The organism is Thermococcus sp. MV11, from assembly GCF_012027285.1.
In the GTDB taxonomy this organism is placed as follows: domain Archaea; phylum Methanobacteriota_B; class Thermococci; order Thermococcales; family Thermococcaceae; genus Thermococcus; species Thermococcus cleftensis.
Window position 1 is genome coordinate 1 of the sequence record NZ_SNUD01000003.1, and the last position, 24,172, is coordinate 24,172.

26 protein-coding genes are annotated in these 24,172 nt (G+C 56.2%); 17 read left to right on the top strand and 9 right to left on the bottom strand.

Annotated elements, in window-relative coordinates; genetic code table 11:
- Window positions 1-836, bottom strand: an 836-nt coding sequence (locus E3E27_RS07505) for an LAGLIDADG family homing endonuclease (RefSeq protein WP_305793606.1), incomplete at its 3' end; no start/stop codon positions are given.
- 49 nt (window positions 837-885) lie between these two features.
- On the opposite strand from E3E27_RS07505, the gene E3E27_RS07510 reads away from it, so the two are divergent.
- From E3E27_RS07510 to E3E27_RS07525, 4 genes are all read left to right on the top strand, one after another.
- The gene (locus E3E27_RS07510) at window positions 886-1,344 is read left to right on the top strand and encodes a metal-dependent hydrolase (protein WP_240910698.1); all 459 of its coding nucleotides are present in this window, start codon (window positions 886-888) and stop codon (window positions 1,342-1,344) included.
- A 55-nt stretch (window positions 1,345-1,399) separates the two neighbouring features.
- Window positions 1,400-2,587, top strand: coding sequence for a glycine C-acetyltransferase (locus E3E27_RS07515; protein ID WP_014789143.1), 1,188 nt, complete (start codon window positions 1,400-1,402; stop codon window positions 2,585-2,587).
- 248 nt (window positions 2,588-2,835) lie between these two features.
- Window positions 2,836-3,495: a hypothetical protein gene (locus E3E27_RS07520; protein WP_167774110.1), complete on the top strand. Its 660-nt coding sequence runs from the start codon at window positions 2,836-2,838 to the stop codon at window positions 3,493-3,495.
- A 3-nt stretch (window positions 3,496-3,498) separates the two neighbouring features.
- Window positions 3,499-4,305, top strand: a complete 807-nt coding sequence (locus E3E27_RS07525; RefSeq protein ID WP_167774111.1) for a hypothetical protein — start codon at window positions 3,499-3,501, stop codon at window positions 4,303-4,305.
- Between the two features lie 94 nt (window positions 4,306-4,399).
- Here E3E27_RS07525 and endA read toward each other — a convergent pair whose 3' ends face one another.
- The 4 genes from endA to E3E27_RS07545 all read right to left on the bottom strand — a co-directional run bounded on the left by endA (window position 4,400) and on the right by E3E27_RS07545 (window position 9,177).
- The gene (gene endA, locus E3E27_RS07530; RefSeq protein ID WP_167774112.1) at window positions 4,400-4,915 is read right to left on the bottom strand and encodes a tRNA-intron lyase; all 516 of its coding nucleotides are present in this window, start codon (window positions 4,913-4,915) and stop codon (window positions 4,400-4,402) included.
- A complete protein-coding gene (rimI, locus tag E3E27_RS07535) occupies window positions 4,912-5,415 on the bottom strand; it encodes a ribosomal protein S18-alanine N-acetyltransferase (RefSeq protein WP_167774113.1) in 504 nt (167 codons plus the stop codon). Before rimI ends, endA begins: the two co-directional genes overlap by 4 nt.
- 70 nt (window positions 5,416-5,485) lie before the next feature.
- A complete protein-coding gene (locus tag E3E27_RS07540) occupies window positions 5,486-7,033 on the bottom strand; it encodes a protein cytosolic protein (RefSeq protein ID WP_240910699.1) in 1,548 nt (515 codons plus the stop codon).
- A gap of 215 nt (window positions 7,034-7,248) precedes the next feature.
- Window positions 7,249-9,177: a hypothetical protein gene (locus E3E27_RS07545; RefSeq protein ID WP_167774114.1), complete on the bottom strand. Its 1,929-nt coding sequence runs from the start codon at window positions 9,175-9,177 to the stop codon at window positions 7,249-7,251.
- 96 nt (window positions 9,178-9,273) lie between these two features.
- Here E3E27_RS07545 and E3E27_RS07550 point away from each other — a divergent pair, with 96 nt between their 5' ends.
- The 7 genes from E3E27_RS07550 (at window position 9,274) to E3E27_RS07580 (ending at window position 16,464) form a co-directional block, all read left to right on the top strand.
- The gene (locus E3E27_RS07550) at window positions 9,274-10,290 is read left to right on the top strand and encodes an iron ABC transporter permease (protein WP_014789138.1); all 1,017 of its coding nucleotides are present in this window, start codon (window positions 9,274-9,276) and stop codon (window positions 10,288-10,290) included.
- A complete protein-coding gene (locus E3E27_RS07555; protein WP_167774115.1) occupies window positions 10,287-11,006 on the top strand; it encodes an ABC transporter ATP-binding protein in 720 nt (239 codons plus the stop codon). The genes E3E27_RS07550 and E3E27_RS07555 overlap by 4 nt, the downstream gene beginning before the upstream one ends.
- Before the next feature lie 142 nt (window positions 11,007-11,148).
- On the top strand, window positions 11,149-12,591 hold the full coding sequence (locus tag E3E27_RS07560) for a hypothetical protein (RefSeq protein WP_240910700.1): 1,443 nt from the start codon (window positions 11,149-11,151) through the stop codon (window positions 12,589-12,591).
- A gap of 189 nt (window positions 12,592-12,780) precedes the next feature.
- Window positions 12,781-13,383 carry an archaeal proteasome endopeptidase complex subunit beta gene (psmB, locus tag E3E27_RS07565; protein WP_167774116.1) on the top strand — a complete coding sequence of 201 codons (603 nt, stop codon included), beginning with the start codon at window positions 12,781-12,783 and terminating at the stop codon, window positions 13,381-13,383.
- Window positions 13,384-13,437: 54 nt separating this feature from the next.
- Window positions 13,438-14,535: a DUF4157 domain-containing protein gene (locus E3E27_RS07570; protein ID WP_167774117.1), complete on the top strand. Its 1,098-nt coding sequence runs from the start codon at window positions 13,438-13,440 to the stop codon at window positions 14,533-14,535.
- A gap of 1 nt (window position 14,536) precedes the next feature.
- Window positions 14,537-15,667, top strand: a complete 1,131-nt coding sequence (gene thrC, locus E3E27_RS07575; RefSeq protein ID WP_167774118.1) for a threonine synthase — start codon at window positions 14,537-14,539, stop codon at window positions 15,665-15,667.
- 5 nt (window positions 15,668-15,672) lie between these two features.
- Window positions 15,673-16,464 (top strand): extradiol dioxygenase, encoded by a 792-nt coding sequence (locus tag E3E27_RS07580; RefSeq protein WP_167774364.1) that lies wholly within the window; start codon window positions 15,673-15,675, stop codon window positions 16,462-16,464.
- Here the strand turns inward: E3E27_RS07580 and E3E27_RS07585 are convergent.
- Window positions 16,461-16,916: an alanyl-tRNA editing protein gene (locus E3E27_RS07585; protein ID WP_167774365.1), complete on the bottom strand. Its 456-nt coding sequence runs from the start codon at window positions 16,914-16,916 to the stop codon at window positions 16,461-16,463. The two genes, E3E27_RS07580 and E3E27_RS07585, sit on opposite strands and share 4 nt — an antisense overlap.
- Window positions 16,917-17,161: 245 nt before the next feature.
- On the opposite strand from E3E27_RS07585, the gene E3E27_RS07590 reads away from it, so the two are divergent.
- Both E3E27_RS07590 and E3E27_RS07595 read left to right on the top strand, forming a co-directional pair.
- Complete coding sequence (locus tag E3E27_RS07590; RefSeq protein ID WP_014789131.1) at window positions 17,162-18,511, top strand: cyclic 2,3-diphosphoglycerate synthase; 1,350 nt, start codon at window positions 17,162-17,164, stop codon at window positions 18,509-18,511.
- 36 nt (window positions 18,512-18,547) lie between these two features.
- Window positions 18,548-18,778, top strand: coding sequence for a PLDc N-terminal domain-containing protein (locus tag E3E27_RS07595; RefSeq protein ID WP_167774119.1), 231 nt, complete (start codon window positions 18,548-18,550; stop codon window positions 18,776-18,778).
- Between the two features lie 201 nt (window positions 18,779-18,979).
- Here E3E27_RS07595 and E3E27_RS07600 read toward each other — a convergent pair whose 3' ends face one another.
- Both E3E27_RS07600 and E3E27_RS07605 read right to left on the bottom strand, forming a co-directional pair.
- Window positions 18,980-19,393, bottom strand: coding sequence for a secondary thiamine-phosphate synthase enzyme YjbQ (locus tag E3E27_RS07600; protein WP_167774120.1), 414 nt, complete (start codon window positions 19,391-19,393; stop codon window positions 18,980-18,982).
- 249 nt (window positions 19,394-19,642) lie between these two features.
- Window positions 19,643-20,539, bottom strand: a complete 897-nt coding sequence (locus E3E27_RS07605; RefSeq protein ID WP_167774121.1) for a thiamine-phosphate synthase family protein — start codon at window positions 20,537-20,539, stop codon at window positions 19,643-19,645.
- A gap of 118 nt (window positions 20,540-20,657) precedes the next feature.
- On the opposite strand from E3E27_RS07605, the gene pyrB reads away from it, so the two are divergent.
- Together pyrB and pyrI are read left to right on the top strand one after the other, a co-directional pair.
- Window positions 20,658-21,593, top strand: a complete 936-nt coding sequence (pyrB, locus tag E3E27_RS07610) for an aspartate carbamoyltransferase (RefSeq protein ID WP_167774122.1) — start codon at window positions 20,658-20,660, stop codon at window positions 21,591-21,593.
- On the top strand, window positions 21,594-22,049 hold the full coding sequence (gene pyrI / locus E3E27_RS07615; protein WP_167774123.1) for an aspartate carbamoyltransferase regulatory subunit: 456 nt from the start codon (window positions 21,594-21,596) through the stop codon (window positions 22,047-22,049).
- Between the two features lie 17 nt (window positions 22,050-22,066).
- On the opposite strand, the gene E3E27_RS07620 is transcribed toward pyrI, so the two are convergent.
- Window positions 22,067-22,660, bottom strand: coding sequence for a hypothetical protein (locus E3E27_RS07620; protein ID WP_240910712.1), 594 nt, complete (start codon window positions 22,658-22,660; stop codon window positions 22,067-22,069).
- 108 nt (window positions 22,661-22,768) lie between these two features.
- Between E3E27_RS07620 and E3E27_RS07625 the strand changes: the two genes are divergently transcribed.
- Together E3E27_RS07625 and E3E27_RS07630 are read left to right on the top strand one after the other, a co-directional pair.
- A complete protein-coding gene (locus E3E27_RS07625; RefSeq protein ID WP_167774124.1) occupies window positions 22,769-23,569 on the top strand; it encodes a hypothetical protein in 801 nt (266 codons plus the stop codon).
- The gene (locus tag E3E27_RS07630; RefSeq protein WP_167774367.1) at window positions 23,566-24,144 is read left to right on the top strand and encodes an AAA family ATPase; all 579 of its coding nucleotides are present in this window, start codon (window positions 23,566-23,568) and stop codon (window positions 24,142-24,144) included. Before E3E27_RS07625 ends, E3E27_RS07630 begins: the two co-directional genes overlap by 4 nt.
- Window positions 24,145-24,172 lie beyond the last annotated feature (28 nt).

A 24,172-nucleotide genomic window follows, 5' to 3' on the forward strand; every position in this document is an offset into this window, starting at 1 on the left:
TACCCGACGCTCTTCCGATCTAGGCCCCTCCACCCCCGGGGGGGTATGTAAACTCTGTCGGCCTTTCTGCCAGCGAGGTCGAGGCCTTTGACGAGCTCCTTGGCCATCTTCGAGTTCACGTAGACGTCGGGCGCGCGGTTTCTGTGGAGTCTCTCCCTAATTTTTGCATCTGGAAAGAGCCTCTCCGTAAGCTCCATGAAGCGCTTTCTAAGCTTTGCGTCCGTGTTCGTGAAGGTTATGACGTTGCTCTGCGCGTCGGCGTGACCGTCGCCTATGAAGTATCCGAGCCACTCGGCGAGCGGGTCCTCATCGAGAACCGCGGGGAGGAAGCGCGGGACGGCGAGCCTGTCGCCAGGTTCCAGCTCCTCCGCTTTCACCCACTCGATTCTGCCGTTCTTTCTGTTAACGAGGAGGGGGTGGTAGGGCGTTACCTTGAGCTCCCTCCCGAGCCCCGTCCTTATCCTGACAAGCTCGTTCGTCTTATCCTTGTAAACGTACTCCACGGGAAGTTCCCTAAGCCTGCCGTCCTCGTCAATGCCAAGAACCTTAAGGCCCTTAACCGGGGTTGGCCCGAACCTGCCGTTGCCGATCCTCTCAACGAGCTCCCCGATCGTCGTCAGCTCGCCGTTGGCGATGATCTTCGCGTCCCCTGTGAGGCACTTCCCGACACCGGGCGGGCCCGCGAAGAGAAGGTGCGGCATGGAACCGGTTTTAGCGTAGTGTTTGAGCCTCTTGACTATGTGCTCCTGACCGACGATGTCGTCGAGCCTCTGGGGCCGGTACTTCTCAACCCAGGGTTTCTCGAGGATCTTAACCTCCTGAATCTCCGCCGACATGGATTTCCACCTAAACCTTTATGAGAGCCAAGAGTTTAAGGGCTTTGCCATGGACCCGCTTGAGCACGCCTCGATTCCGAGCTTGGTTTATCTGGCACTCGCTCCGGAGCCAAAAGTCGGGGCGCTGGTTGCCCTAACCATCGGTGCTGTCTTTCCCGACCTGGACGCCCTAGCTGAAGAACACCGCTCCTACTTCCATTCCCTCTTGGCGCTTCTGCCCGCCCTGCTGGCCGGTTACCTCCTCAAAGGCCTCCCCCTGCTCTTTGCCCTCGGCTGGGCGAGCCACCTCTTCCTCGACTTCTTCACCGGCGTTATCCCACCATTCTACCCGCTCTCCAGAAGGGGGTGGGGGTTGTCGATTACCGTTATCGGGCCGAGAAATTTTAGGGTAAAGGCAAAGTTAATCGAAAGGTATCCAGATAAGAGGCACGACTACAGGCTGGAAATCGGCGGAAGTTTTGCGCTGGCCCTTTTAGCACTTCTCGTGGCAATAATCAGACTGCACTAACGGGTTCACTGCAAAACTTTTATACTCCGGTGTCCAACTACAACCGGTGGTTCTCATGGGGAAGCTTGACTGGATTAAGGAGGAGCTTCAGGAGCTCAAGGACAAGGGACTCTACGTGACCATAAGGAAGCTTGAAAGCGCCCAGGGCCCCTGGGTTGTCGTTGATGGGAAGAAGGTTCTCAACATGTGCTCCAACAACTACCTCGGCTTAGCGGCCCACCCGGAGATCCGCTACGCCGCGATAAGGGCCATTCTCGACTACGGCGTCGGTGCCGGTGCCGTCAGGACCATAGCCGGAACGATGGAGCTCCACGTCGAGCTAGAGGAGAAATTAGCTAAGTTCAAGAAGAGGGAAGCTGCCATACTCCTCCAGAGCGGTTACAACGCGAACCTGGGAGCTATAAGTGCACTCCTCAGGAAGGGCGAGGACGGGGTTTTCATCAGCGAGGAGCTCAACCACGCGAGCATCATAGACGGAATGCGCCTCAGCGGCGCGCCGAAGGTGATCTACAAGCACATCGACATGGAGGACCTCGAGAAGCGCCTCAAGGAGAACAAGGACAAGAAGAAGAAAATCATCGTCAGCGACGGTGTCTTCTCGATGGACGGTGACCTTGCCCCGCTCCCCGAGATGGCCGAGCTGGCGGAGCAGTACGACGCGATAATCTACATCGACGACGCCCACGGTGAGGGCGTCCTCGGAGAGCACGGAAGGGGTATCGTGGACCACTTCAAACTCCACGACAGGGTTGACTTCGAGATGGGAACGCTCAGCAAGGCCTTCGGCGTCATTGGAGGTTACGTCGCCGGCCCGGAGGAGGCCATAGACTACCTCCGCCAGAGGGCGAGGCCGTTCCTCTTCTCCAGCGCGCCCAACCCGCCCGACGTCGCAGCTGCCATAGCCGCCGTCGAGATACTCCAGAGGAGCGATGAGCTCGTTAAAAAGCTCTGGGACAACACCCACTTCCTCCAGAACGGGCTCCGCGAGTTAGGCTACGACCTCGGCAACACCAAGCACCCGATTACGCCGGTCATGCTCTACGACGAGAAGCTCGCCCAGGAGTTCAGCAGGAGGCTCTACGAGGAGTACAACATCTTCGCGCAGGCGATAGTTTACCCGACCGTCCCGCTCGGAACCGCGAGGATAAGGCTCGAGCCATCGGCCGGCCACAGCAAGGAGGACCTCCAGTACGTCATCGACGCCTTCGAAGACCTCGGGAAGAAGACCGGGTTCTTGAAGTGAGTTCGTCGTTCGTTGTCCCTTCCCTTTTTATTGCCTCACCCTTCGATGAGGGTCTTTGTGGATTTCGATTGTATCATCATGCAACTCTTTTACTCAGGCTTCTCTTGGGGAGTTCCAAGAGGAAAAATCACGTTAGAATAAATTTGCATTCGAAAAAAAGAAAGAACCATTACTTTAAGTAAAAGGAAAAAGTTATAAAGAGAAGTTGACAACTAGTATTGCATATACCATTGCAGAGGTGAAACTCCATGCGATGGAAGCCACTGTTCGCGGTCCTGTTGGGACTGCTGATGATTGGAGTGACAGCGGGGAGTGCAATGGCAATTCCAAGTATCTACAACGAACAGCAAGAAATGGGAGGGAGCATTAAACCCCAGTCAGTAACGCCCGGAGCCGCTCTGGAAGCATACCTTACTGGAAGTGGCATTCAGGATAAGCGCATAATACATTTGATATTCTTTGCATACAAACATTACAAGGTGAAACACGGAAGCAAACTTTCACTAGTGGTGGGCATCGGAAAGTTGCCAATCGGAGGATATCGGGTCTGGATAGGGGTTCAAAGCGGTGTTACGTTATACCCCAATGAGATGGAATGGAAGTGGAACGAGGTCAGATATGAAGGAACAACGAAGAAATGGGGCAAACCGTTCCATAAGTTCAAGATCGAGAACAGCGGTTGGGCCATGTCTTCATTTAAAGTTCCGATTAAGTTCTCAAAAGGAAAGGGGAAAAGCTATGGTATACTAGTGATTGGGGCAAACACCTACGATGAAATTGATACATTTTTAAGCAACCTCGGAGGAACACTCTTGGGTTATGTACTAGCGGGAGTTGCAGGAGCTCTTACTGGCTTGCTAGGAGCTTCAGGGGTCAGTTATGACTACATAAAAATCACTGAGGTGTAAGTCGTGAGAACGAAAACATTGAAGGCCCCCATTCTATTTCAAATGCTTCTTTTACTTATTTTTATTACCCCCTATCTACCTAAAGCAGGGCTTCCGCAGTATATTCTGTTCCCGACAACTTTAGTAACGGGGATCCTATTAGCCAGTAAAAGTAGAGAAGCCCTCAAGGAGTATCTTCAAGGACAGGCCAGACAAGAAAGAGAAACTAATTTTGCAGCCATATACAGCGTTTTTACCATTTCACTAGCGATATTGGTTTTCCTATCAATCTCCCTAGCCTTGATTGCTGGTGAAAACGGGTACTCAAAAAATATCGTGGGATTTATGGTACTGCTCTTGTTGTACGTATTTCTGGCGTTTTATTCCCCACTCTCCTTCTCCCGGATTGTTACCATCGCCGTTTCCCTCTATACTCCCCATGTGCTCGCCCTTGAGCTTGCAGGGTTCTATGAAGTGCCCACAATTTTGGTAATAAGCGCGATTTTTAGGGTTTTCCTCTGGGTACTGGGGATTAAGCTAACGCTTCGTATTTTCAAGCTGAACAAACACGAGATAGACCCGGTACTTTCCCTGTTTCCCCTCCTGTATACAGGGTGGGTAATAACGATGATCCGGCTGGTTGACTACCTCTATGTCCCTCTATATTTCCAGCGTGGAATCGAAGGTCTTCTTATCATAGGGGCTTGGGGACTGTCGTTTTACCTCCTTGGAAAGAGGCTCAGACCCCACGCGGGTATAAGTGCTTATATAATGTCTTTCAGCATTGGGGTGGTTTTGTTCATATTGTTGCCACCCCCAATAAGTGCTTAGTCCTCCCTTTTGCATTTTTTATGAGGGGCCTCCTTAGCAGGTGTTACCGAAACAGACTTGTTCATGAAAATCCTTCCGCTATTTAAGCCCCAGGTCAAAACTTCACCCACTCAACCTTGTAGTACACCACGTCGTTGTCCTCATCAACAACCGCCATGACCATGTTCTTTCTGACGCCGTGGGCGACACGGACGCGGGCGGTAATGTCGTTTGGACTGAAGCGAAGGTTCTCCGGGACAACCCATATCAGCCACTGGGAGTGCTCGTCCATTCCACGCCTGTAAACGCGGAAATGGGAGCCGAACTTGAGGGCGGACTTCACCGTGTAGCCCCTGTCGCGCAGGTCGGTGTAAACGAGGAGCTTTATGTCGAACTGGTCGTCGCGCTTCCTGCCGAGCTCAACCAGCTCGCGGAAGGAGAGTTCCCTGTCACCGTCGAAGACCCTTATCTTTCCTTTCTCCATCAGGTAGGCGGCCTCTATGAGAGACAGGAAGAGCTTCCCGTTCACGACCTCCCCGAAATAGCGCTTGTTGTAGAACTGGTTTATCGCCTTCTCGCGCTCGCTGAAGACCCTGTCGCCGCTGAGCTGAAAGACTATCGGCTCCTTCAATTCCTCCCACCCCACTCCTCCGCGGGCATTAGCATGTAGTAAGCATCTTCGCCGTCGGCATAGTAGCCGATTATCCTCTTTATCTTCCTGAAGCCGAGGCGCTCGTAGAGCCTTATGGCCTTTTCGTTGCTCACGCGAACCTCCAGGCCGATGTAGCGCGCGCCCTTGCTTATTAGCCTTTCGATGACCTCGGTGAGAAGGGCGGAGCCTATGCCGTTACCCCGGTAAGCTGGATCAACGGCTATGCTCATTATGTGACCCTCCAAATCTGGCCGGAGGTAACCCATAACGTAGCCTATCACCTTTCCGTTGTACTCGGCCACCAGGAAAGTGTCCGGGTTGTTCTCGAGGAAAACCAGGAACACGCCACGGGGGTACTCCTCCCGGAAAGACTCACGCTCTATCCTCACCACGTCGGGAATGTCAAAGAGCTTTGCTGGCCTTATAGCCACCATCGCCAGGGGGATCCTCCCCCCAAACTGCCTGACGGAGACGCTCATGTTATAACCTACGCCCCGGAGCTTTTAATGTTTAGCCCCTCCGAAAAAAGGGAAAAACATAGCAGGAACATTAGCCCCCTGGAGTTTCTCCATTTTCAGGACAAACCCCGGTACGTGGGTCGCACCCTGGGTTAAAGGAGGGAAGCACTGTAACGTCCGCGTACATCGAGCTGAGCCAGTACTCGTTTCCGTTGTACTCGAAGCGAACCGGACTCTTGTAGAAAGTGCCGGAGACCACTCTATAGCTATGTTCAAGCCCTACAGTAATTCCCACGTAGGAATACTCAGAGCGATACTTAGTTATTCCAACACCGGCTGACAGCAATATCGGATAAACATCGGTTCCCAGCGGGCCGTTGAGCTTTGGCAGCACCGGTGCGGCAAGGCTGAAGAGTGGCAGAGTTGATACGCTCTGCGAAACATCAAAATTGTTAACCTCAATGAAGTCCTTTGACTTCACCGTGAAGCCCACATCCCAATAGCGCTCGATATAGTACATAGCCTTCCTGAAGGTTCTTCCGTACCTGGAAGGGGTCCCTTCCTCCTTGCCCCACGCGGGAACCAGCTTCCCGTTCCTTATCTCCGGTTGAGCCATTACGACGTACATCGTGGTCTTTAACGGCCCATAAGGCCCGTACAGGCGATATTTGGCAAGGGCAATGTCTCCCTTTATTCCGATCCCGACTACAGTCGGCCTTCTTATGTCCTCTCCCCTAAACCTGACGCTCTTTTTAAGCCACAGATGGTCTCCTTTCAGCGTGTAGACCATTCCTGCTATTTGAGCCTCATAACTTGCCCCGGTACCGCTCCTATCAACCGCCGCAACGGCAGAAAAGCCTATCTCCACGCCTAAAACCCTGGACGACTGAAACCTCTCCCTTAGGTACACGTCGTCAATCTCATTAACGTCGCCGTTTAGAAAAGCAACGGCGAGCGGTATTACGGTGTTGTCCTCCGTGTCGTAAACCTTCTCAAGCACCCAGTCAAAGCAGACCGATGTGCCATATGGGCCCGGGTAGCACTCCTCCGGGAAGGATCTAGGCGGGAAAGACTCAACGCGGGCGGTCTTTCCAGTAACGTCATTCACTTTGACGGACTCTAACTGCTCAAGCCCTTTGGAGGATAAGATGAGGCGGAAGTCATCGACAACTGAAACCTTGAAGCTCCTCCCCCTTATAACTTCCCTGAGGTTCAAGGGCACACCCTTGACAAAATAGTAAAGTCCGTCTTTTTTGTGGCTCGTGCCGAGAAGAACCACTCCGGGGTTCACGAGAGACGGGTCAGTTCCGGTTTTTTCGAGGTGTTCCTCCCAGGTCCGAAGGTATTTCTCGATCCGCCTGTAGTCCAGCTTGATTGAATCCCTGCCAGCGTAAGTTCCAAGGTCAATCGGCGTGCCATTGGGGAGCATTCCAAGAACGGTGACGGTGTTGAGGCCTTTACTCGGAACGATGATCCTGGCTTCCGGCCCCTTGAACGGCAGGGTTCGGCAATAGGCAACATTAACACTCGTGTAGTCGCTCGCCTCAACCGGCGTACTGAAAACTACCCACAGGGAGAACCCTACCATCAAGAGGCCGAGAATTAACGCAACAGCTTTTCTGCGTTCCATTGTCATCATCGAGGAGAGCAAACAACTTGTAGTATAAAAATTTTTCGATTTGATGATTATAAACTGGCCCATCAAAGCTTTTAAGGCCCGGGGAGAATCCCAAACCGGGGTGGCCACCCCGGCGTGATGAGCACTCTCGAAACTGAGGGCGAGATGATGACCGGATTCCTGGCTGATTTTTGTTCAAAAGACCACACGGGGCTAAAGAAAACAGAAAAGCGGGATCAGATCAGGGCCGCGAACCCCGCAAGCAGCTCCGCGTATCCGAAATCGACCCCTTCCATGTAGGCCTTTATCTTTTCTCCCGTTCCCCACCTGTCCCTGCCGGCGAGCACTATCACCACCTGTCCACCGCTCCAGACGTCCGTCTTGGCGAAAACTCCCCTCCTGCCGGTTCTCACAGCCTCCTGCTCCCCAGCGCTGAGCACCTGCCTGACGTAGTCTCCAACCCCGTCGTAGGCGTCAGGCCCCCCAAGGATAAGGACGACCTTCGCGTCCCTGCGCGACTCAAAGTCCTCCGCGGTGACCCTGGTGACGGTGAAGCCGAGAGCCTGGAGCTGGGAGGCCAGGAGGCGACCCTTTATGTTCCAGTCGATGTCGTTGGAGAGGACGACGACCTCGGGCATCTGGGGAGAGGGCTTCATTGCCCAGTCTACCAGATCCCTCAGAATGCCAAACTCCGTCTCGCCACCGGCTTCAAGCTCAAGGGAGCTGTAAACCGCGCGGTAATCACCGTCGCTGGCCAGTATGGCAGCACTGTAGTCGTCAGTGCGGGCGAGGATTACGGGATAGCGCTCCCGGAGAGTGTGGAGAAGCCTCACCCTTTCAAGGAGCTTTCCCTCCAGGGGAAGTGTGACTGAGAGGCCACCGTAGGTCACGAGGACTCCGCCGTCTACCACCTCCATATTCGCGAGTGCTCCCGCCATGGCGAACGTCATCGAGAAGTTGAACCTCGCACCGGTCAGGTTGGCCACCGCCTCCTCCATCTCGCGCACAGCCCTTCCGTTCTCCCGGATAAACAGCTCCACGCTCCTATCGGCGATTCCCCTGGCCTGGGCAGGGAGGTAGTACTGCCAGCCAACGGTGGTCGAAACGTTCACCTCCAGGCGGCCGCCGTCGAAGGGACCCTTCCTGGAGAGGGTCAGCGGATAGCCCGTGTTCACGTTCATCACCATGAGCGGGACGTCGCTCACGTTGAGAGCCTTCCGAACGGCCAGAGCAAGCTGGAGGGGCTCCATGCGGAGCATTGAAGCCACGCTGATGTTTCCGGGAGTTCCTATGTGCTGGGGGTTCGTGGAGTCGAGGAGCGTTCCGGACGTCACGATGAGGCCCGCCCCGTTGAGGTGGAGGTAATCGTGGAGGGCCTTCATATCCTCTCCGCTCAGCCCCCACTCCGGGAGCCACAGGTTAGAGAGTATCACGACCTGGGGTTCGAAATCCTCGAGAGCTTTTCTCAGCTCGCTGGGTGAAACGACGCTGATGTTGTATTCCCCAGCCAGGAGCTCCCAGCGGTGGACGGTGAAGAGATCGCCCTTAACCCTACCCAGCGGCCCCGCCACGGCCTCGACGTCGGACAGGTTGTAGTGGTAGTAATCCCGAGAAACGTTCAGCTGCCCCTCTATCGAGTCGAGATACGGAAGGAAGCCCACCGCGTCCACCGACGGATCCACTACGAGAACCCTCGGGCTTTGGGGATTGACGACGTAGTAGGTGTAAACCGGGCTGTATGAGGTGTGCCCCTCAACGTCGGTTGCCTCCACGCGGAACTCAACCCTGCTCCCGGGAGGAAGGCCAGGTATGGTGAACCTGCGGTAGAAGACGTAGAAGTTCTGGCTCTCCCCGTAGAACCTCGCCCTCAGAGATGCCACCACAGGGTTCTCGGCGGTGGTCTTGAGGTAAGCCTCCTTCCACTCGCCGCCGTTTATCCTGTAGTAGGCCGCTATCCTGCCCGAGCCTGTGGTGACGCCGTAGTCATCGGCCACGAGGAAATAGACGGTGTAATCGGTGTAGGGCGCCACGGAGTGTCCGGCGGGGGGATTGCCAACGATGATCAGGGGAGGCCTGGGGGCCGTCACCACCACGGCTGGAGCCGCGGCGGGCAAAACAGAAGCCAGCAGCAGCAATGATACGAAGAGCGCGTGGATCCTCCGCATCTTAACCACCCCATGGAACTTACACTCCGGAACTATTTATCGTTTCCCTCCGGAACACCCAAAACCTTTAAACGCCTGGACAAATAATCCGACTCCATGAGAAAGTGGCTCCCAGGGCTGGCACTGCTCTCAGTGGTTTCCCTCTTCCTGGGCACCTACGTCGGCTCCGTTAGCCTCAGCCCCTCGGACGTGACGGCAGGCATAGCCTACGGGATAAAATCGACCCTGTCCGCCTTCTTCCCAGGAATTTCTCCCGGCGAGAAGCCGAGGTACTTCGTCATAATCTGGGAGCTCCGCCTCCCGAGGGTTCTACTGGCTTATCTAGTGGGCACCGCGCTGGCCTCCGCTGGCGTGGCGAGTCAGGCCCTCTTCAGGAACCCTCTCGCTGACCCGTACATAATCGGCGTCAGCGCGGGGGCGGGCATAGGTGCGGCGCTAGGGGCTATCTACGCGCCCCAGCATATGGGCGGCCTGGCCCTGGCCTCGGCCCTGCTCTCGGTGTTCATAGTCTACACCGTCTCCAAGGTTGATGGAAGGGTGCCGGTCGATACGCTCCTGCTGGCGGGGATAGCCTACGGCTTCCTGGCCGGAGCGGTGACCTGGTACCTCATCATCAGCCAGGGCGAGAGGGCCCACGTGACCTGGATGTGGCTCATGGGCACCTTCAACGGGTCGAGCTGGAGAGACGTGGGTGAAATGTTCATCGTTGCACTCCTCGGTGTTGGCTTCCTCGTCTGGAAGTGGCGCGAGCTGAACCTTATCCTCCTCGGAGAGGAAAGCATAGCCCTCGGCCTTGACCTGCACCTCTACAGAAAGCTTTTCATCGTAGCCATAGCCCTTCTCACGGCCTTCGCAGTCTCAACGGCTGGAATAATAGGCTTCATCGGTCTAGTCAGCCCCCACATAATGCGCCTCCTCCTCGGTCCAAACCACCGCGAGCTGACCCCCGCGAGCGCGCTCTTCGGCGGGACACTCCTCGTCGTTGCAGACCTCCTTGCGAGAATCCTCGCGAGGCCAGCGGAGCTCCCCGTGGGCATAATCACTGCCCTGATGGGCGCGCCCTTCTTTCTCTACCTCCTAATGAAGCACAAGAGGGGGGAGCTGTACTCATGAAGCTGAAGGCGAGGGTTTCTTTCTCGTACGGTGAGCGAGAGGTTCTTAGGGGCGTCGAGATAGAGGCCGGGACTGGGGAGCTGATGGTCGTGATAGGACCCAACGGCGCCGGAAAGAGCACACTTCTCAAGTGCCTCGTCGGGATACTCCCCCCGAGGGGCGAGGTGAGGCTCGGGGAGAAGGAATTAATGGCCATGAAGCCAGCGGAGCGGGCGAGGCTTATAACCTACGTCCCCCAGAGTTCCTTTCCGGAGTTTGCCTTCACAATAGAGGAGTTCGTGGAGATGGGAGCCTACGTCACGAGGGGCGACGTCAAGGGGGCGCTCAAAAGGGTAGGCCTCTGGGGGCGCAGGAGGGAGCCGGTAACGAACCTGAGCGGCGGCGAGTACCAGCTGGCGCTGATAGCGAGGGCCCTAGCTCAAGGGAGCAAAGCCATACTCCTCGACGAGCCGACGAGTCACTTAGATATAAACCACGCCCTCATGGTGATGGAGCTGCTGAAGGGCCTCAAGGAGGAGAAGATAATCGTGGCCGTTCTCCACGATCTGAATTTAGCGCTCCGCTACGCGGACAGGCTGGTCCTCCTGAAGGAAGGAGAAAAGTACTGGGAGGGGAAGCCGGGCGAGCTGGAGCCGGATATTATCGAAGAGGTCTACGGCGTGAAGGCAAGGATAGCTGAGGTGGACGGTCACAGGGTTCTTCTAGCGGGGATTTGAAAGCCAGTATAAGAGATGGCCGGAAGGGAGGCCAGTTGCATTATTTTCCTACCTACTACTCAGGCCCCAAACGAACGAAAGGCTCACCAGGTTTTCTAAGCTTTGAAAGTAAATTTTATAGGCTAGCATAAAGCAATTAATATTGGGATCAATAATGGAGAGCAAGAAACCTCTGTTAGTAGTTTTAGTGTTGATCCTCCTGGGAGGAACCACAGTAGGGGCTTTGAACTACACGGCAGGCAGCGAAAACTCCGTAACCAGGGTACTCGGCTACGATGTTTACAGGATCGAAGGCTCGGGCAACTACATCATCTACTATCCCCTGCCCAACGGAAGCGTTAAAGTGCTGAAGAAGGGAAAAGCCGGCGGCTTCTTCCCGACCTTTGTCAAAGTACCCAGGCACGAGTGGATAAAGGAACTCTCAACGGACGAGAAAGCCCTCTACGCCCCACCAACTCCCCTAATACTCTACATCACGGAGGACGGAAAGCTGGGAGTGAAAAGCATAACTTCAAGCAGAATCAAGCTCGAAAGCGAAAAGACGCTGAACCTGAAGGGAGACTATCAGGTTCAGGCAAAGGGCTCATGTCCACGGGGCTGGATAGACTTTGGAGGAAGGTACTGCATCGATCCACAGTGGAGTCTTCATTTTGACAGCAGGGCAACGTCAAAAACCTTCAACGAATGGGTCTCAGTAATGGGATTGAAAATCGAAAATTGGGCCGCAGAGAGAGTTAACTACAACTGGCTTTTGCATCTCAGTGAGAGCACATACAGCTACTGGACGGTTGGAATTGACGCGGGGCCCTTCACAGTACTCAGCACGACAATAGGAGAACACTTCAGAGGGTGGGAACTGAAAGTTGGATACTACAGCGACGGAAATCTCCCAATCAACTCCGATGACTGGGAGAGGTATCTCAACATCAGGGTGGAGTACATTGTGGCCCACGCCAAAGTTCCGGCGTACGACAAGGTTACGAGGAAGTACACCGACATTCAGATAGCGCAGACGTACCTAATGAAAATCCACAGCACGGGAGAGTATAAAATCGTGGAGTCAAACGATGGCCGCAAGCTTACCACGGAGTCCCCCGGAAGCAATCCCCCCAAAATTACCGCAACTCCAAACATATGGGCAATCCCAAAGGACTGTGAGTGGAATAGGACCCCGATACCTCCCCGCACATCAAAACTCGCCATATCCGTGTGGCAAACCCAAAGCGATAGCTTTAAATCAAGCTCCAGCTTCAGCATTCCAATTGGTTCCTTGGCGGGCAGGTACCTGGCCAATACAAATCCCCAGCTGGGAAAACTCGCCAACGCTTTGAGCATCACAATTGGATTCCACAAGCACAACAATGCCAAGTCAGAAGTGGCGTACACGTTAAGCGTGGATAGCAGGAAGAGCTGCTATGCTATGTACAGTGTTCTGAAAGTGAGGCGTGAAGGAAATGGGGCGAGGGTAACGGTTCCACTGGTGTTCGGTGTCGTAACCGACGGCAAGGTACCCTCACCACCGTGCAACCCAAGAACGGGGGTATGCGTGGACTCCACGAACCCATGGGGAAGAGAAGGAGACTAAATCTCCATTCCCTATTTTTAGGGTGCAGGAGCACCGGCAGAGACGTCCAGGGGGCTAGAACGCTGGATAACTGAAGACGTCCACATGGAAAGGCCAAGATAGCGGAGGTGGACGGCCACAGGGTTCTTCTCGCCAGCGTCTAGCAAAGGTTTAAAACCCGGCGTGAGAAGAAGGGTTAGGGGTGAGAGAATGGAAACGAAGAAAACCGGCACCACCACCGTGGGAATAAAGGCCAGGGACGGTGTCGTTCTGGCCGCGGATACTCAGGCTTCCCTCGACCACATGGTCGAAACGCTGAACATCAGGAAGATAGTCCCGATCACCGACAGAATTGCCATAACCACCGCGGGAAGCGTCGGCGACGTGCAGGCCCTCGCGAGGATGCTCGAGGCGGAGGCGAGGTACTACCAGTTCACCTGGAACAGGCCCATGAGCACCAGGGCGATGGCCAACCTGCTCAGCAACATACTCAACGAGAACAAGTGGTTCCCCTACCTCGTCCAGATAATCATAGGGGGCTACGTCGAGGAGCCAACCCTTGCCAACCTCGACCCGATGGGGGGGTTAATCTTCGATGACTACACGGCGACTGGCTCCGGCAGTCCCTTCGCCATAGCCGTCCTTGAGGACGGTTTCAAGAAGGACATAAGCGTCGAGGAGGCGAGGGAGCTCGCCATCAGGGCCGTCAGGACTGCCGGCAAGAGGGACGTCTACACCGGCAGCAGGAAGGTTCAGGTCGTCGTCATCACGAAGGACGGCATGAAGGAGGAGTTCGTTGAGTTCAAAGAGTGAACAGTTCAACGGTTGCACCAAAGCCCTTTTTAACTTCCCCTCCTATCTCCCACCATGGCTGAGCCTGGAAGAAAGGTTCTCTCGGCGGTTCTCATCGGCCTTCTTGCGGCTTCCCTCTACACCGCCGCGCTACTCGAAGGGCGATTCAGCTCCGAGGCGGTTATGGAGCAGATAGGCGAGATAATCGAGCAGGTCCAGGAGATAAGGGGGCTGATGTTCAAGGAAAAGCCCACGGTAATCGTCATAACCCGGCACGAGGCGCTCAGAATGTGGAAGCCCGGGAAGGCTGACCTCGAGAGAATGCACCGGGAAGAGCTCGTTTACAAGATGACGCTTCTCCTCCCACCGGACTACCAGTACGTCAAGGAGGAATCCGGGAGAAGCGCCGGCTGGATAGCCGCGACCTCTGGCAACACGATATACGTTATCCAGGAGAACTTCATCGGCGATCCCGACACGGCGAAGAGGGCGATGGCCCATGAGCTGACCCACGTGCTTCAAAAGCAGTGGTTCGACGCGAGGTACGGCTCGGATACCTTCGACGGTTCCCTGGCGGCCAAGGCACTGATAGAGGGCGACGCCGACCTCGTCGCGGACATCTACTGCGAGAGGAACGGGATTCCGATACACAAGATACGCTCCCTGAGCGGGGAGCCATTGACCGACCTCCACATCTTCCCCTACGTCTTTGGCGACCACCTCGTGAGGTACCTCTACGAGAAAGGCGGCTGGGAGCTCGTTAACGAGGCCTACGAGCGATATCCCGAAACGGCGCTCGAGGTGATGAAGCCCGAACTCTACCTGGAGGGCTTCACGCCTGCAAGCGTTCAGTTAGATGTTCCCGCCGGCGTTCAGGTTCTGAGAGACGATAGACTGGGGGCGTTCTACGTCTACGTCCTCCTGCGGGACGTGGCGAAGCTCGGCAACGAGAGCGCATGGAACGTCTCTAGTGCATGGCTCGGGGACCGCCTCGTCCTAACTACCAATGGAACGGTCTACGTCCTCCTCTGGAAGGTCGAGTTCTCAAACGAGAACGCCTCAAAGACCTTCGGAGAGACCCTCTCCAGGCTCGCGGAGGGCAACACCTACGCGAACTACACGATAAGGATTGATGGAAGCTCCGTTCTCCTGATCGCCGAAAGGAGGGAGTGACGTGAAGCTCGTCTGCCCAATCTGCGGGAAGACCTACGACGAACCGGTTCAGAGGTGCGAGTGCGGCGAGCCGGTGGAGTTCGAGCCCTTCACAGGGGAGCCTTACATCGGAAGGACAGTCTGGGAACGCTTCTGGGACTTCTGGCCTGTCGAGCCGGCCCTTGAGCTTTCCCTCGGAGAGGGAGACACGCCGCTAGTGAGGTCGAGGCTCGGAGAGGAGTTTGGAATAAGGCTCTACCTCAAGAACGAGACGGTGAACCCGACGTGGAGCTTCAAGGACAGGGGGACTTTTCTGGCGATGAGCTACGCCCTCAGGGCCGGTTACAGGGCGGTCGGAACGGTATCAACCGGCAACATGGCAGCGAGCGTCTCGGCCTATGCCTCCCGCTTTGGATTGGAGGCGAAGATACTCGTCTCAGAGAGCGCGGGCGACGAGAAGCTCAAAGCAGTTTCCGTCTACGGCGGGGACGTCATCAGGGTTCGCGGCGACTATGGAAAGCTCTACTTCGAGAGCCTGAAGCTGGGGAAAAGGCTGGGCGTTTATTTCATCAACTCGGACAACCCCTTCAGGATAGAGGGCTACAAAGGCATCGCCTTCGAGATAGCGGAAGAGCTGACACCGGACTACGTTTTGATTCCAACGAGCTCGGGGGGCCTTTTCCGCGGAATAGCAAAGGGCTTCCTTGAGCTCCACGAGAGCGGGCTTGTTGGGGAGCTCCCGAAGCTAATCGCGGTTCAGGCCGAGGGCTGTTCGCCGATATGCAGGGCCTTCAGGGAAGGGAAAACGAAAATAGAGCACTTTGACAACCCGAAAACAATAGCCAAGGCAATAGCCAACCCCTACCCGCCGAGCGGGAACGCGGTTCTAAAGCTCCTCCGGGAGTTCGGCTGGGGCTGCGTCTCGGTGAGCGACGGGGAAATCCTTAAGGCCCAGAGGAAGCTCGCCCGCGAGGGCCTCTTCGTCCAGCCCGCGAGCGCCACAGGGGTGGCCGCTTTGAGAAAGCTCGACCTGCCGGAGGGGGCAAAGGTCGTCTCCATTCTCACCGGTTCGGGTTTGAGAACTCTGAGAAACGCGCCGACCGGGGAGGTAAGGGAATGCCCCCTCGAAAGACTTGAGGAATGTCTGAGGTGATGGGAATGCTCGTCGGAATAGGCCTGATGCCCCACGGGAACCCGGTTCTTGAGCCCCCAGACGAGGAAACGCGGAAGCTGGCGGAGGTTCTGAGGGGAATCGGCGAGGAGTTCAAGGGCGTCGATTCCTACGTCCTGATAAGCCCGCACAACGTGAGGATGAGCGACCACCTCGGGGTTGTAATGGCGGAGCATCTCGTCTCGTGGCTCGGCTTCGAGGGGAAGGAGCTGCCCGGAGAGTGGGAGACCGACGTTGAGCTGGCCGAAAAAATCTACCGCGCGGAGAAAGAGGCAGGAATGCCCGTCGTTGACCTGAACTTCGCCTCGCTGAGGGGGGAGTATTCAAGATGGCCCCTGAGCTGGGGGGAGCTGATCCCGCTCCAGTTCCTTGAGAGGAAACCGCTGGTTCTCATGACCCCCACCAGGGGAGTGTCGAGGGAGACTCTCATAAAGTTCGGAGATGTCCTCGGGGAGGTCGTTGAGGGAGAGGAAAAGAGGGTCGCGCTGATAGTCAGCGCAGACCACGGACACGCCCACGATCCGAACGGTCCCTACGGCTACAGAAAGGAGAGCGAGGAGTACGACAGGCTGATAATGGAGCTAATCAACGAGAACCGCCTCGATGAACTCCCCAGCGTTCCGGAGGAGCTCGTCAGAAACGCCTTGGTGGACAGCTACTGGCAGATGTTGATAATGCTCGGCGCGATGAGAAAGGCTGAATTCAAACTGAAAAGCTCCGCCTACGCATGTCCTACCTACTTCGGCATGGCGGGGGCGCTGTGGGTGAGGAAGAACTAAAGGACATCAAAGCTTATCTCAAGCAGCCCCTTGCTCTTCCTGAAGCGAACCTTTCTGATTTTTATCTCCCCTATCTCGCCAGTGGTTTTCGTGTGCTCCTTGTTGCATGCGTTCACGTTCCAGTTCTCGATGACGACCACCTTCAGCGTTTTAACCTCCGGTGGGATTGGAAAGAGGTCGTACATGTCCTCGCCGAAGCGCTTTTCAGCCTCCTCCCTGGGCAGCTCATAGACCTCGATGGGAGCGTTCTCCCTCACCTTCCCGTTGGCAAGGCGCTCTATCTCGGCGATTTCCTCAGGCGTTGGCTTTCGCCCAAATTTGACCGTCAGCCTCCCGTGGTTCCCGTCAACGTAAACGCTCGCCGTCCACTTCGCCCCCTCGCCGAGAACCTTAACGACCGCCCCCTTAACGACGTGCAGGGCCGTGTGAGTCCTGACCTCAACCGACGACATAGGCATCGTTCCATATTCTCGGAGGGCTTATTAACGATTGTGGACGTTAGGGAATGGCAGTGCAGGTTATTAACCCCACAGGTAAATTCAGACGGAGATTATCCAGCGGTGCTTGAATGTTTTTCAGTTTGCTGAGGGCCGTTCCGAATAATTCACGCCAGAAGCTTGCACCATTAAACAAAAACTGTTATAAATGCCAAAAACGATACACCAGTGCCGAATTAACAGCTTTTGAGGTGGTCAACATGGCCGAAAAGAAGAGAAAGAGGGTTCTCATTTTGGGCGCCGCTGGTAGGGACTTCCACAACTTCAACGTGTTCTTCAGGGACAACCCCGAGTACGAGGTTGTGGCCTTCACCGCAACTCAGATTCCCGACATTGAGGGCAGGCTTTATCCGCCCGAGCTCGCCGGCGAGCTCTACCCGAACGGAATCCCCATCTGGAGCGAGGACGATATGGAGAAGATCATCAAGGAGCACGACATCGATATCGTCGTCTTCGCCTACTCAGACGTCTCCCACGAGCACGTCATGCACCTCGCGAGCAGGGCTCACTCCGCTGGAGCCGACTTCTGGCTCCTTGGACCGAAGAGCACCATGCTGAAGAGCACCAAGCCCGTCATAGCGGTTACGGCAGTCAGAACCGGCTGTGGAAAGAGCCAGACCAGCAGGAAGGTCGCCCAGATCCTCCAGGAAATGGGCTACAAGGTCGTTGCCATAAGGCACCCGATGCCCTACGGTGACCTCAGGAAGCAGGTCGTCCAGCGCTTCGCCAGCTATGAGGACCTCGACAAGCACGAGTGCACCATCGAGGAGCGCGAGGAGTACGAGCCCTACATCGACAGGGGCATGGTCGTCTATGCCGGCGTTGACTACGAGAAGATCCTCCGCGAGGCCGAGAAGGAGGCCGACATAATCCTCTGGGACGGCGGAAACAACGACTTCCCGTTCTACGAGCCGGACCTCTGGATAGTCGTCACCGACCCGCACAGGCCCGGCCACGAGCTCAAGTACCACCCGGGTGAGACCAACTTCCGCGCCGCTGACGTCATAATCATCAACAAGATAGACACCGCCAACAGGGACGACATTCAGAAGGTCCGCGAGAGCATCGAGAAGGTCAACCCGAACGCCATCGTCATCGATGGTGCCTCACCGCTCTACGTGGACAAGCCGGAGCTGATAAAGGGCAAGCGCGTTCTCGTCGTTGAGGACGGTCCGACCCTCACCCACGGTGGCATGAAGTACGGTGCCGGCTACATAGCCGCCAAGAAGTACGGGGCTAAGGAGATAGTCGACCCGAGGCCCTACGCCGTCGGCTCGATCGTTGAGACCTACAAGAAGTACAGCCATCTTGACGTTATCCTGCCGGCCATGGGCTACGGCGCCAAGCAGATCAAGGAGCTTGAGGAGACCATCAACCGCGCAGATGCAGACGTCGTCATCATGGGTACCCCCATCGACCTCCGCCGCGTCATGAAGCTCAACAAGCCGGCCGTTCGCGTCCGCTACGAGCTTGAGGAGATCGGCGAGCCGAAGCTCAGGGACATTCTCAAGGAGTTCGTCGAGAAGTGCGAGAAGCTCAAGAAGGAGTGACCTTTTCCATTTTTAATCATTCTTCCGGTGGTTTTCATGTCAAACGCCAACTACACCGGGGTTCTTCTGTTTATCTACAGCATCTCAATGCTCCTCTCAATCGTCTGGGTAACCCTCGACTCGGTGACCAGGCAGAAGAGAATGCCTGGGGTGGAGAAGGTCATCTGGATAACCGTCGCCTTCCTCCTGGGGCCGATCGGCGCGGCTGTTTACTACTTCGTCATCAAGCGCGAGCATCGCTACGAAAGGGAACCGGAAGCCTTTTAGGCATGACACCCAAGTAAATTTGCCCGGGGAGCACCGCCGAGGGCGGAGTCAATGAACTTGGGCGGGTTATTACCCCCTTATTCTGTCCGGCTCAAGAAAAAGCGATAAGGCAGAAAACTCCATCAAGACCTGAGCTCCCTTTTTAAAACTCTGAGAACTCCCACTTCTCAAGGTTTATAAAGGTGTGAGAGCCGGGAGTCCTCACTCCCCAACCACCTGAACGATGACCCTCCTGTGCCTCGGTATCACGTCCAGCTCGACGAAGAAGATCTGCTGCCACGTGCCCCTCACGAGCCTGCCGTCAACGACGGGGAAACACTCACTCGCCCCGAGGAGCGTAGCGCGGAGGTGGCTGTGGGCGTTATCGTCTATCCTGTCGTGGAGGTAACCCTTGCCTTTAGGTATAAGCTCCTTAAGTGCTCTCCTGAAGTCCTCAAGAAGGCCGGACTCGTGCTCTATCGTGACTATGGCCCCGGTCGCTCCGGGAACGAAGACCAGAACCTGCCCGTTCTCTATCCCAGACTCCTTAACTACCCTCTCTACTTCCGCGGTTATATCAACGAGGTCAATCTCGCCCTCCGTCTGAAACCTCAACTCCCTCGTCACGACCCTCATACAACCACCCGAGCAGAACTCCAGCGGAGAAGCCTATTAAGTTTGCCGCCATGTCAGCGGGGGAGAACGTCCTTCCTGAGACCCGAAGCTGGAGAAGCCTGGTGAGAACGGGAAGAAGGACTCCTATTTTCTAAAGCCGAGGAAGCCCAGGAATAGAAACATAATGAGGTGGGCAAGCTTGTCGCCGCCCCCAACGGGGGAAGGCAGTTGAGGATAAAAAGAAGGACCAGATAAGCCAGTAGGGGGCCGTCACTCCTCCAGCGCACCGATGAGCCTCCTGACCTTCTCCACGACCTCCATCGGGCTTTCCCCGAAGATGTAAACCAGCGGCTCAACACCCGGCCCGCCTTCGTCTATGACCGCATCGCAGGGCCGTTCTCCAAGAGCCCCCGCGATGACCCTGACCGCCTCGTTCTCCTCCAGCCCGCCGGTCCTCACCCGGCAGACCTTGAAGCCGGCCCTCCCCAGGGCGGTCTCGACGTCCCCACCGTGCCTGATGTTGAGGACGCTCCTGATTTCCGGCCTGATGGAGGCGAGCTCGACCAGTATACCAGCGGTAAAGTGACTCGCCCCGAACTCCGGCGGGAGGTAGAAGATCCTTCCCTTCGCGGCCGTTATCCTGCCAGGAACAGCGGCCACGTCCTCCGGGCCGCGCGGAGATGGAAGGGCATAGGCAAGGTTGCTCCTAACCTCCGGAATGAGGCTGGGGAATCCCCTAATCTTGGCAAGCTCTCCGAGGGCCAGGTTGAGAACCTCTATCACCTCTGCCCTGTTCCCCTGAACCGAGAACATCGAGCGGCAGGTCTCTTCGCTCACCCCGGAGTATGCAGAGTAAAAGCGGCACAGGAAGCCGGTCTGAAACAGCTCGAAAATCCTCCTGGAAACGAGAGCTATAGCTTCCTCCTTCTTACCGCCGAAGAGAATCAGCCGTATCGCCTCCCCAGCTATCTCGTCAAGCTTTTCCGCGACCTCGGCCGGGGGGCGCTTGTATTTGCCCGCCAGGTACTTGCTTACCATCGCCTGGGTTATGCCGAGGTATTCACCTATCCCCGACTGCCGCATTCCCGCCCGGTAGAGGCCTTCAGCTATCCTGGCGCGCAGGTAGGGCATCAGCTCCTCCGCGACGTAAACGCTCGGCGTCCTCATAGCACCACCCTAAAACCGGGTTATTGAAACTTCGAACCTGGGTTTAAAGGCTTGCCTCAACAAGATTTTGTCAAAAAACGTTTAAAAACCCATCGATTTTTACACCGGAAGGGCTTCTATGGACTGGAAAGGACGCGACGTGATAAGCGTTAGGGACTTCTCGAAGGAGGATATCGAGTTTGTTTTGAAGGTTGCCGAAAGGCTTGAAACTGAGCTGAAGGAGAAGGGCTCGCTCGACTACGCACGAGGGAAGATACTCGCTACGCTCTTTTTCGAGCCGTCAACGAGGACACGGCTGAGCTTCGAGAGCGCGATGCACCGCCTCGGCGGCTCGGTAATAGGCTTCTCCTCGGCCTCAAGCACGAGCGTAAAGAAGGGCGAGAGCCTTGCCGACACGATAAAGACGGTCGAGCAGTACAGCGATGTCATCGTGATAAGGCACCCGATGGAGGGTGCCGCAAGGTTAGCGGCGGAGGTGGCCGAGATTCCTGTCATCAACGCCGGCGACGGAAGCAACCAGCACCCGACTCAAACGCTCCTTGACCTCTACACCATAAAACGCGCCTTCGGGAGAATCGACGGCTTAACCATAGGCCTGCTCGGCGACCTGAAGTACGGGAGAACGGTTCACAGCCTCGCTGAGGCTCTGGCCTTCTACGACGTCGAGCTATACCTCATCTCGCCCGAACTCCTGAGAATGCCGAGGCACATCATCGAGGAGCTCCGCGAGAAAGGCGTTAAGGTCCACGAGACAACCGACCTTGAGGGGGCGATTCCTAAGCTCGACGTCCTCTACGTCACGAGAATCCAGCGCGAGCGCTTTCCCGACGAGGAGGAGTACCTCAAGGTGAAGGGGAGCTACCAGGTGAACCTCAAAGTATTGAAGAACGCCAAGGAGCGCCTCAAGGTAATGCACCCGCTCCCGAGGGTGGACGAGATTCACCCGGAGGTAGATAAAACCCCGCACGCCCTCTACTTCAGGCAGGTCTTTTCGGGTGTTCCCGTTAGAATGGCACTCCTCGGATTAACCCTTGGAGTCTTGGAGGGATTCTGAATGCCCGAGCTCAAGGTTGAAGTAATTCCGGAAGGAACGGTTATAGACCACATTCCCGCCGGAAAGTGGCTCAAGGTCATCGAGATTCTCAGCCTAACCAAGCCCAACGGGGGGACCCTGCTCATAGCCTCAAACGTGCCGAGCAAGAAGCTCGGAAGGAAGGACATCGTCAAGGTCGAGGGGCGCTACCTGAGCGAGGAGGAAGTGAACAAGATAGCCCTCATCGCCCCGAGCGCGACGGTGAACATAGTCAGGGACTACAAGATAGTGGAGAAGTTCAAGGTTTCGATTCCGGGCGAGATAGTTGGAATCCTTCGCTGTCCCAACCCAAACTGCGTCAGCAACCACGAGCACGTGAAGCCAAGGTTCAACGTCGTCTCGAAGGAACCCCTCAAGCTACGTTGCCACTACTGCGAGAGGACGATGGAAGAGGAGGAGATACTGGGCAACCTCTAGCCCCTTTTCAGTTTCCATTATTCCAGCAGGTGGGGAACCCTTCTCAGCACCGGTAGCGTCGCTGCCAGTCCCAGGAAGACGTCTATGGCGCTCTGTATCGCGTTCGGAAGGCCGATGGCAACCCAGAATGGAACACCGGTCCAGCTCTCGACAGCCGGAACCACCTGCTCCCTCGGGAGGCCGAGCCATATCTCAAGGGCAACGTAGTAGTTGAGGGCCAGCATGAGCGGTATCCTGACGGCAAGGCCGGCGAGATATGCCAGAACCGCGAAGACCACGAGTTTCCCCCCACCGGTGGAAAGCTCGAAGCCTGTAGCCTTCTTCGCCACTTCAAAGCCCACTATGACCGCCAGGGTCGCGAAGGACTTCATCATCGCCCCGAGCCAGCTGGCGGAGGAGACGACGCTCAGGCCCGCAAAGAGGAGCAGAACCGCGGTTAAGCCGCCGGTGAAGCCCGTGAGGAGGTAGACCATTATTATCGGAACCGCCACGAGGTCTATCTTCATACCCCACACTGTGGGCATCTCAATCGGCATCACATCGAAGAGCAGCGAGAGGCCGAGCATCATTCCGATTAGAGCTATCTCCCTCGAACTCATCCTCACATCCATCACCGGGTGAAGGTTTGTTCCAGATTTTATAAATTTTTGTTCCCATAATGGAACAACCTTCCGGCGAGAACCTTAAAAGCCAGCCCCGCGAGGTAGGAGGGAAGGGCCATGTTCACGGTCGAGGGAATATCTGAGCTGGTGAGGGCAATAAGGCGTGAGAACGGCTTTCCGGAGAGCCCCTTCAGGATAGACGAGGTCCGCTACGACCCCGAGGGCGACAAGCTCTTCATAATCGCCCATGACAGGACGGACAAGAGCGTCGTCATAGGCAACAGCTTCGTCATCGGAAAGCTCCGCGAGAGGCTCGGGGTGAAGCAGGTCACCGTCTACTCCAACCTCGACCTGGAGATAAAGCGGAGGAAGCTTGAGGAAGCCGAGAGGCTGGTTAAGGGGACAGAGCTTGAATTTCTCCTTCCGATAATCGAGGCCGAGAAGCGCTTCCCCCCGAGGAAGTGGCCCGAGGTGAGAGGGAACATCAAAACTCTCGTCTTCCTGAGCTTCAACGCGAAGGCCCTGCTCGGCTTTGCCGAAAGGCTGAACCTTCCCCACGAGGCCGTTGGAATCAGGTACGCCTTCCCGAGGCTGAAGTACGAGCCGATAGAGACCGGGCCGGCGGAGGTTTTCTTCCCGGACGAGGGGAAACTGGTCGCCCTCGCGGAGGATCGTGGGGCAAAGCTCGTCCTCGCCGATTTTCCCTTCGGGCTGAAGGCCGAGCAAGGGATCTACCTCCTCAACCCCTTCAGACTGCTCCACATCGGGTTCTTTGAACTCAAGTACCTCTTCGGCTTTGAGATGCCCGTGATATACGACAAAACCGCCCTGATAAGATTCGTTACCGACCTGGTTTACGAGGGGCTTATGGAATCGACGGACGGTGCAAACCTGATATGGAGGTCGTGGAAAAGATGATAATTGGAGTAGTTGGGAAGATCGCCGCCGGAAAGACGACGGTTGCCAGGTTCTTCGAAGAGAAGGGATTCTGCAGAGTCTCCTGCAGCGACCCTCTGATAGACCTGCTCACCCACAACGTTTCCGACTACTCGTGGATTCCGGAACTGCCCGAAAAGGCCGAGCCGACGCGCGAGAGGCTCATAGAGTTCGGGAAGTACCTGAAGGAGAAGTACGGCGGGGACGTCCTCATAAGGCTCGCCGTCGATAAAAAGAGGAACTGCAGGAACATCGTCATAGACGGCGTCCGCTCGCGGGAGGAGATAGAGGCGATAAAGAGACTCGGCGGAAAGGTGATTTACGTCGAGGCGAGGCCCGGGATAAGGTTCGAGCGGCTGGTGAAGAGGAAGGCGAACAAGGATAAGGGCATAAGGAGCTTTGAGGACTTTAAAAGCATGGACGACGCCGAGGAGCGCTTATACCACACGAGCGAGCTGAAGGGCCTCGCGGATTACGTGATAACCAACGAGGGGACGCTGGAGGGGCTGAGGGAGAAGGTAGAGAGGATCATCGAGGAGGTAGCGGGGAAGGTTTAAAGTAGGTTTCACCAAAACCAGTATGGTG

What these genes read in the sequence shown, in the direction of transcription:
- E3E27_RS07540 (WP_240910699.1), bottom strand. Translation starts at nt 7,033, where the DNA reads ATGATGACAATGGAACGCAGAAAAGCTGTTGCGTTAATTCTCGGCCTC.
- E3E27_RS07555 (WP_167774115.1), top strand. Translation starts at nt 10,287, where the DNA reads ATGAAGCTGAAGGCGAGGGTTTCTTTCTCGTACGGTGAGCGAGAGGTT.
- E3E27_RS07520 (WP_167774110.1), top strand. Translation starts at nt 2,836, where the DNA reads ATGCGATGGAAGCCACTGTTCGCGGTCCTGTTGGGACTGCTGATGATT.
- E3E27_RS07620 (WP_240910712.1), bottom strand. Translation starts at nt 22,660, where the DNA reads ATGGATGTGAGGATGAGTTCGAGGGAGATAGCTCTAATCGGAATGATG.
- psmB (WP_167774116.1), top strand. Translation starts at nt 12,781, where the DNA reads ATGGAAACGAAGAAAACCGGCACCACCACCGTGGGAATAAAGGCCAGG.
- E3E27_RS07580 (WP_167774364.1), top strand. Translation starts at nt 15,673, where the DNA reads ATGCTCGTCGGAATAGGCCTGATGCCCCACGGGAACCCGGTTCTTGAG.
- E3E27_RS07570 (WP_167774117.1), top strand. Translation starts at nt 13,438, where the DNA reads ATGGCTGAGCCTGGAAGAAAGGTTCTCTCGGCGGTTCTCATCGGCCTT.
- E3E27_RS07550 (WP_014789138.1), top strand. Translation starts at nt 9,274, where the DNA reads ATGAGAAAGTGGCTCCCAGGGCTGGCACTGCTCTCAGTGGTTTCCCTC.
- pyrB (WP_167774122.1), top strand. Translation starts at nt 20,658, where the DNA reads ATGGACTGGAAAGGACGCGACGTGATAAGCGTTAGGGACTTCTCGAAG.
- E3E27_RS07625 (WP_167774124.1), top strand. Translation starts at nt 22,769, where the DNA reads ATGTTCACGGTCGAGGGAATATCTGAGCTGGTGAGGGCAATAAGGCGT.
- E3E27_RS07595 (WP_167774119.1), top strand. Translation starts at nt 18,548, where the DNA reads ATGTCAAACGCCAACTACACCGGGGTTCTTCTGTTTATCTACAGCATC.
- E3E27_RS07545 (WP_167774114.1), bottom strand. Translation starts at nt 9,177, where the DNA reads ATGCGGAGGATCCACGCGCTCTTCGTATCATTGCTGCTGCTGGCTTCT.
- E3E27_RS07585 (WP_167774365.1), bottom strand. Translation starts at nt 16,916, where the DNA reads ATGTCGTCGGTTGAGGTCAGGACTCACACGGCCCTGCACGTCGTTAAG.
- rimI (WP_167774113.1), bottom strand. Translation starts at nt 5,415, where the DNA reads ATGAGCGTCTCCGTCAGGCAGTTTGGGGGGAGGATCCCCCTGGCGATG.
- E3E27_RS07630 (WP_167774367.1), top strand. Translation starts at nt 23,566, where the DNA reads ATGATAATTGGAGTAGTTGGGAAGATCGCCGCCGGAAAGACGACGGTT.
- pyrI (WP_167774123.1), top strand. Translation starts at nt 21,594, where the DNA reads ATGCCCGAGCTCAAGGTTGAAGTAATTCCGGAAGGAACGGTTATAGAC.
- E3E27_RS07515 (WP_014789143.1), top strand. Translation starts at nt 1,400, where the DNA reads ATGGGGAAGCTTGACTGGATTAAGGAGGAGCTTCAGGAGCTCAAGGAC.
- E3E27_RS07600 (WP_167774120.1), bottom strand. Translation starts at nt 19,393, where the DNA reads ATGAGGGTCGTGACGAGGGAGTTGAGGTTTCAGACGGAGGGCGAGATT.
- E3E27_RS07510 (WP_240910698.1), top strand. Translation starts at nt 886, where the DNA reads ATGGACCCGCTTGAGCACGCCTCGATTCCGAGCTTGGTTTATCTGGCA.
- E3E27_RS07605 (WP_167774121.1), bottom strand. Translation starts at nt 20,539, where the DNA reads ATGAGGACGCCGAGCGTTTACGTCGCGGAGGAGCTGATGCCCTACCTG.
- E3E27_RS07590 (WP_014789131.1), top strand. Translation starts at nt 17,162, where the DNA reads ATGGCCGAAAAGAAGAGAAAGAGGGTTCTCATTTTGGGCGCCGCTGGT.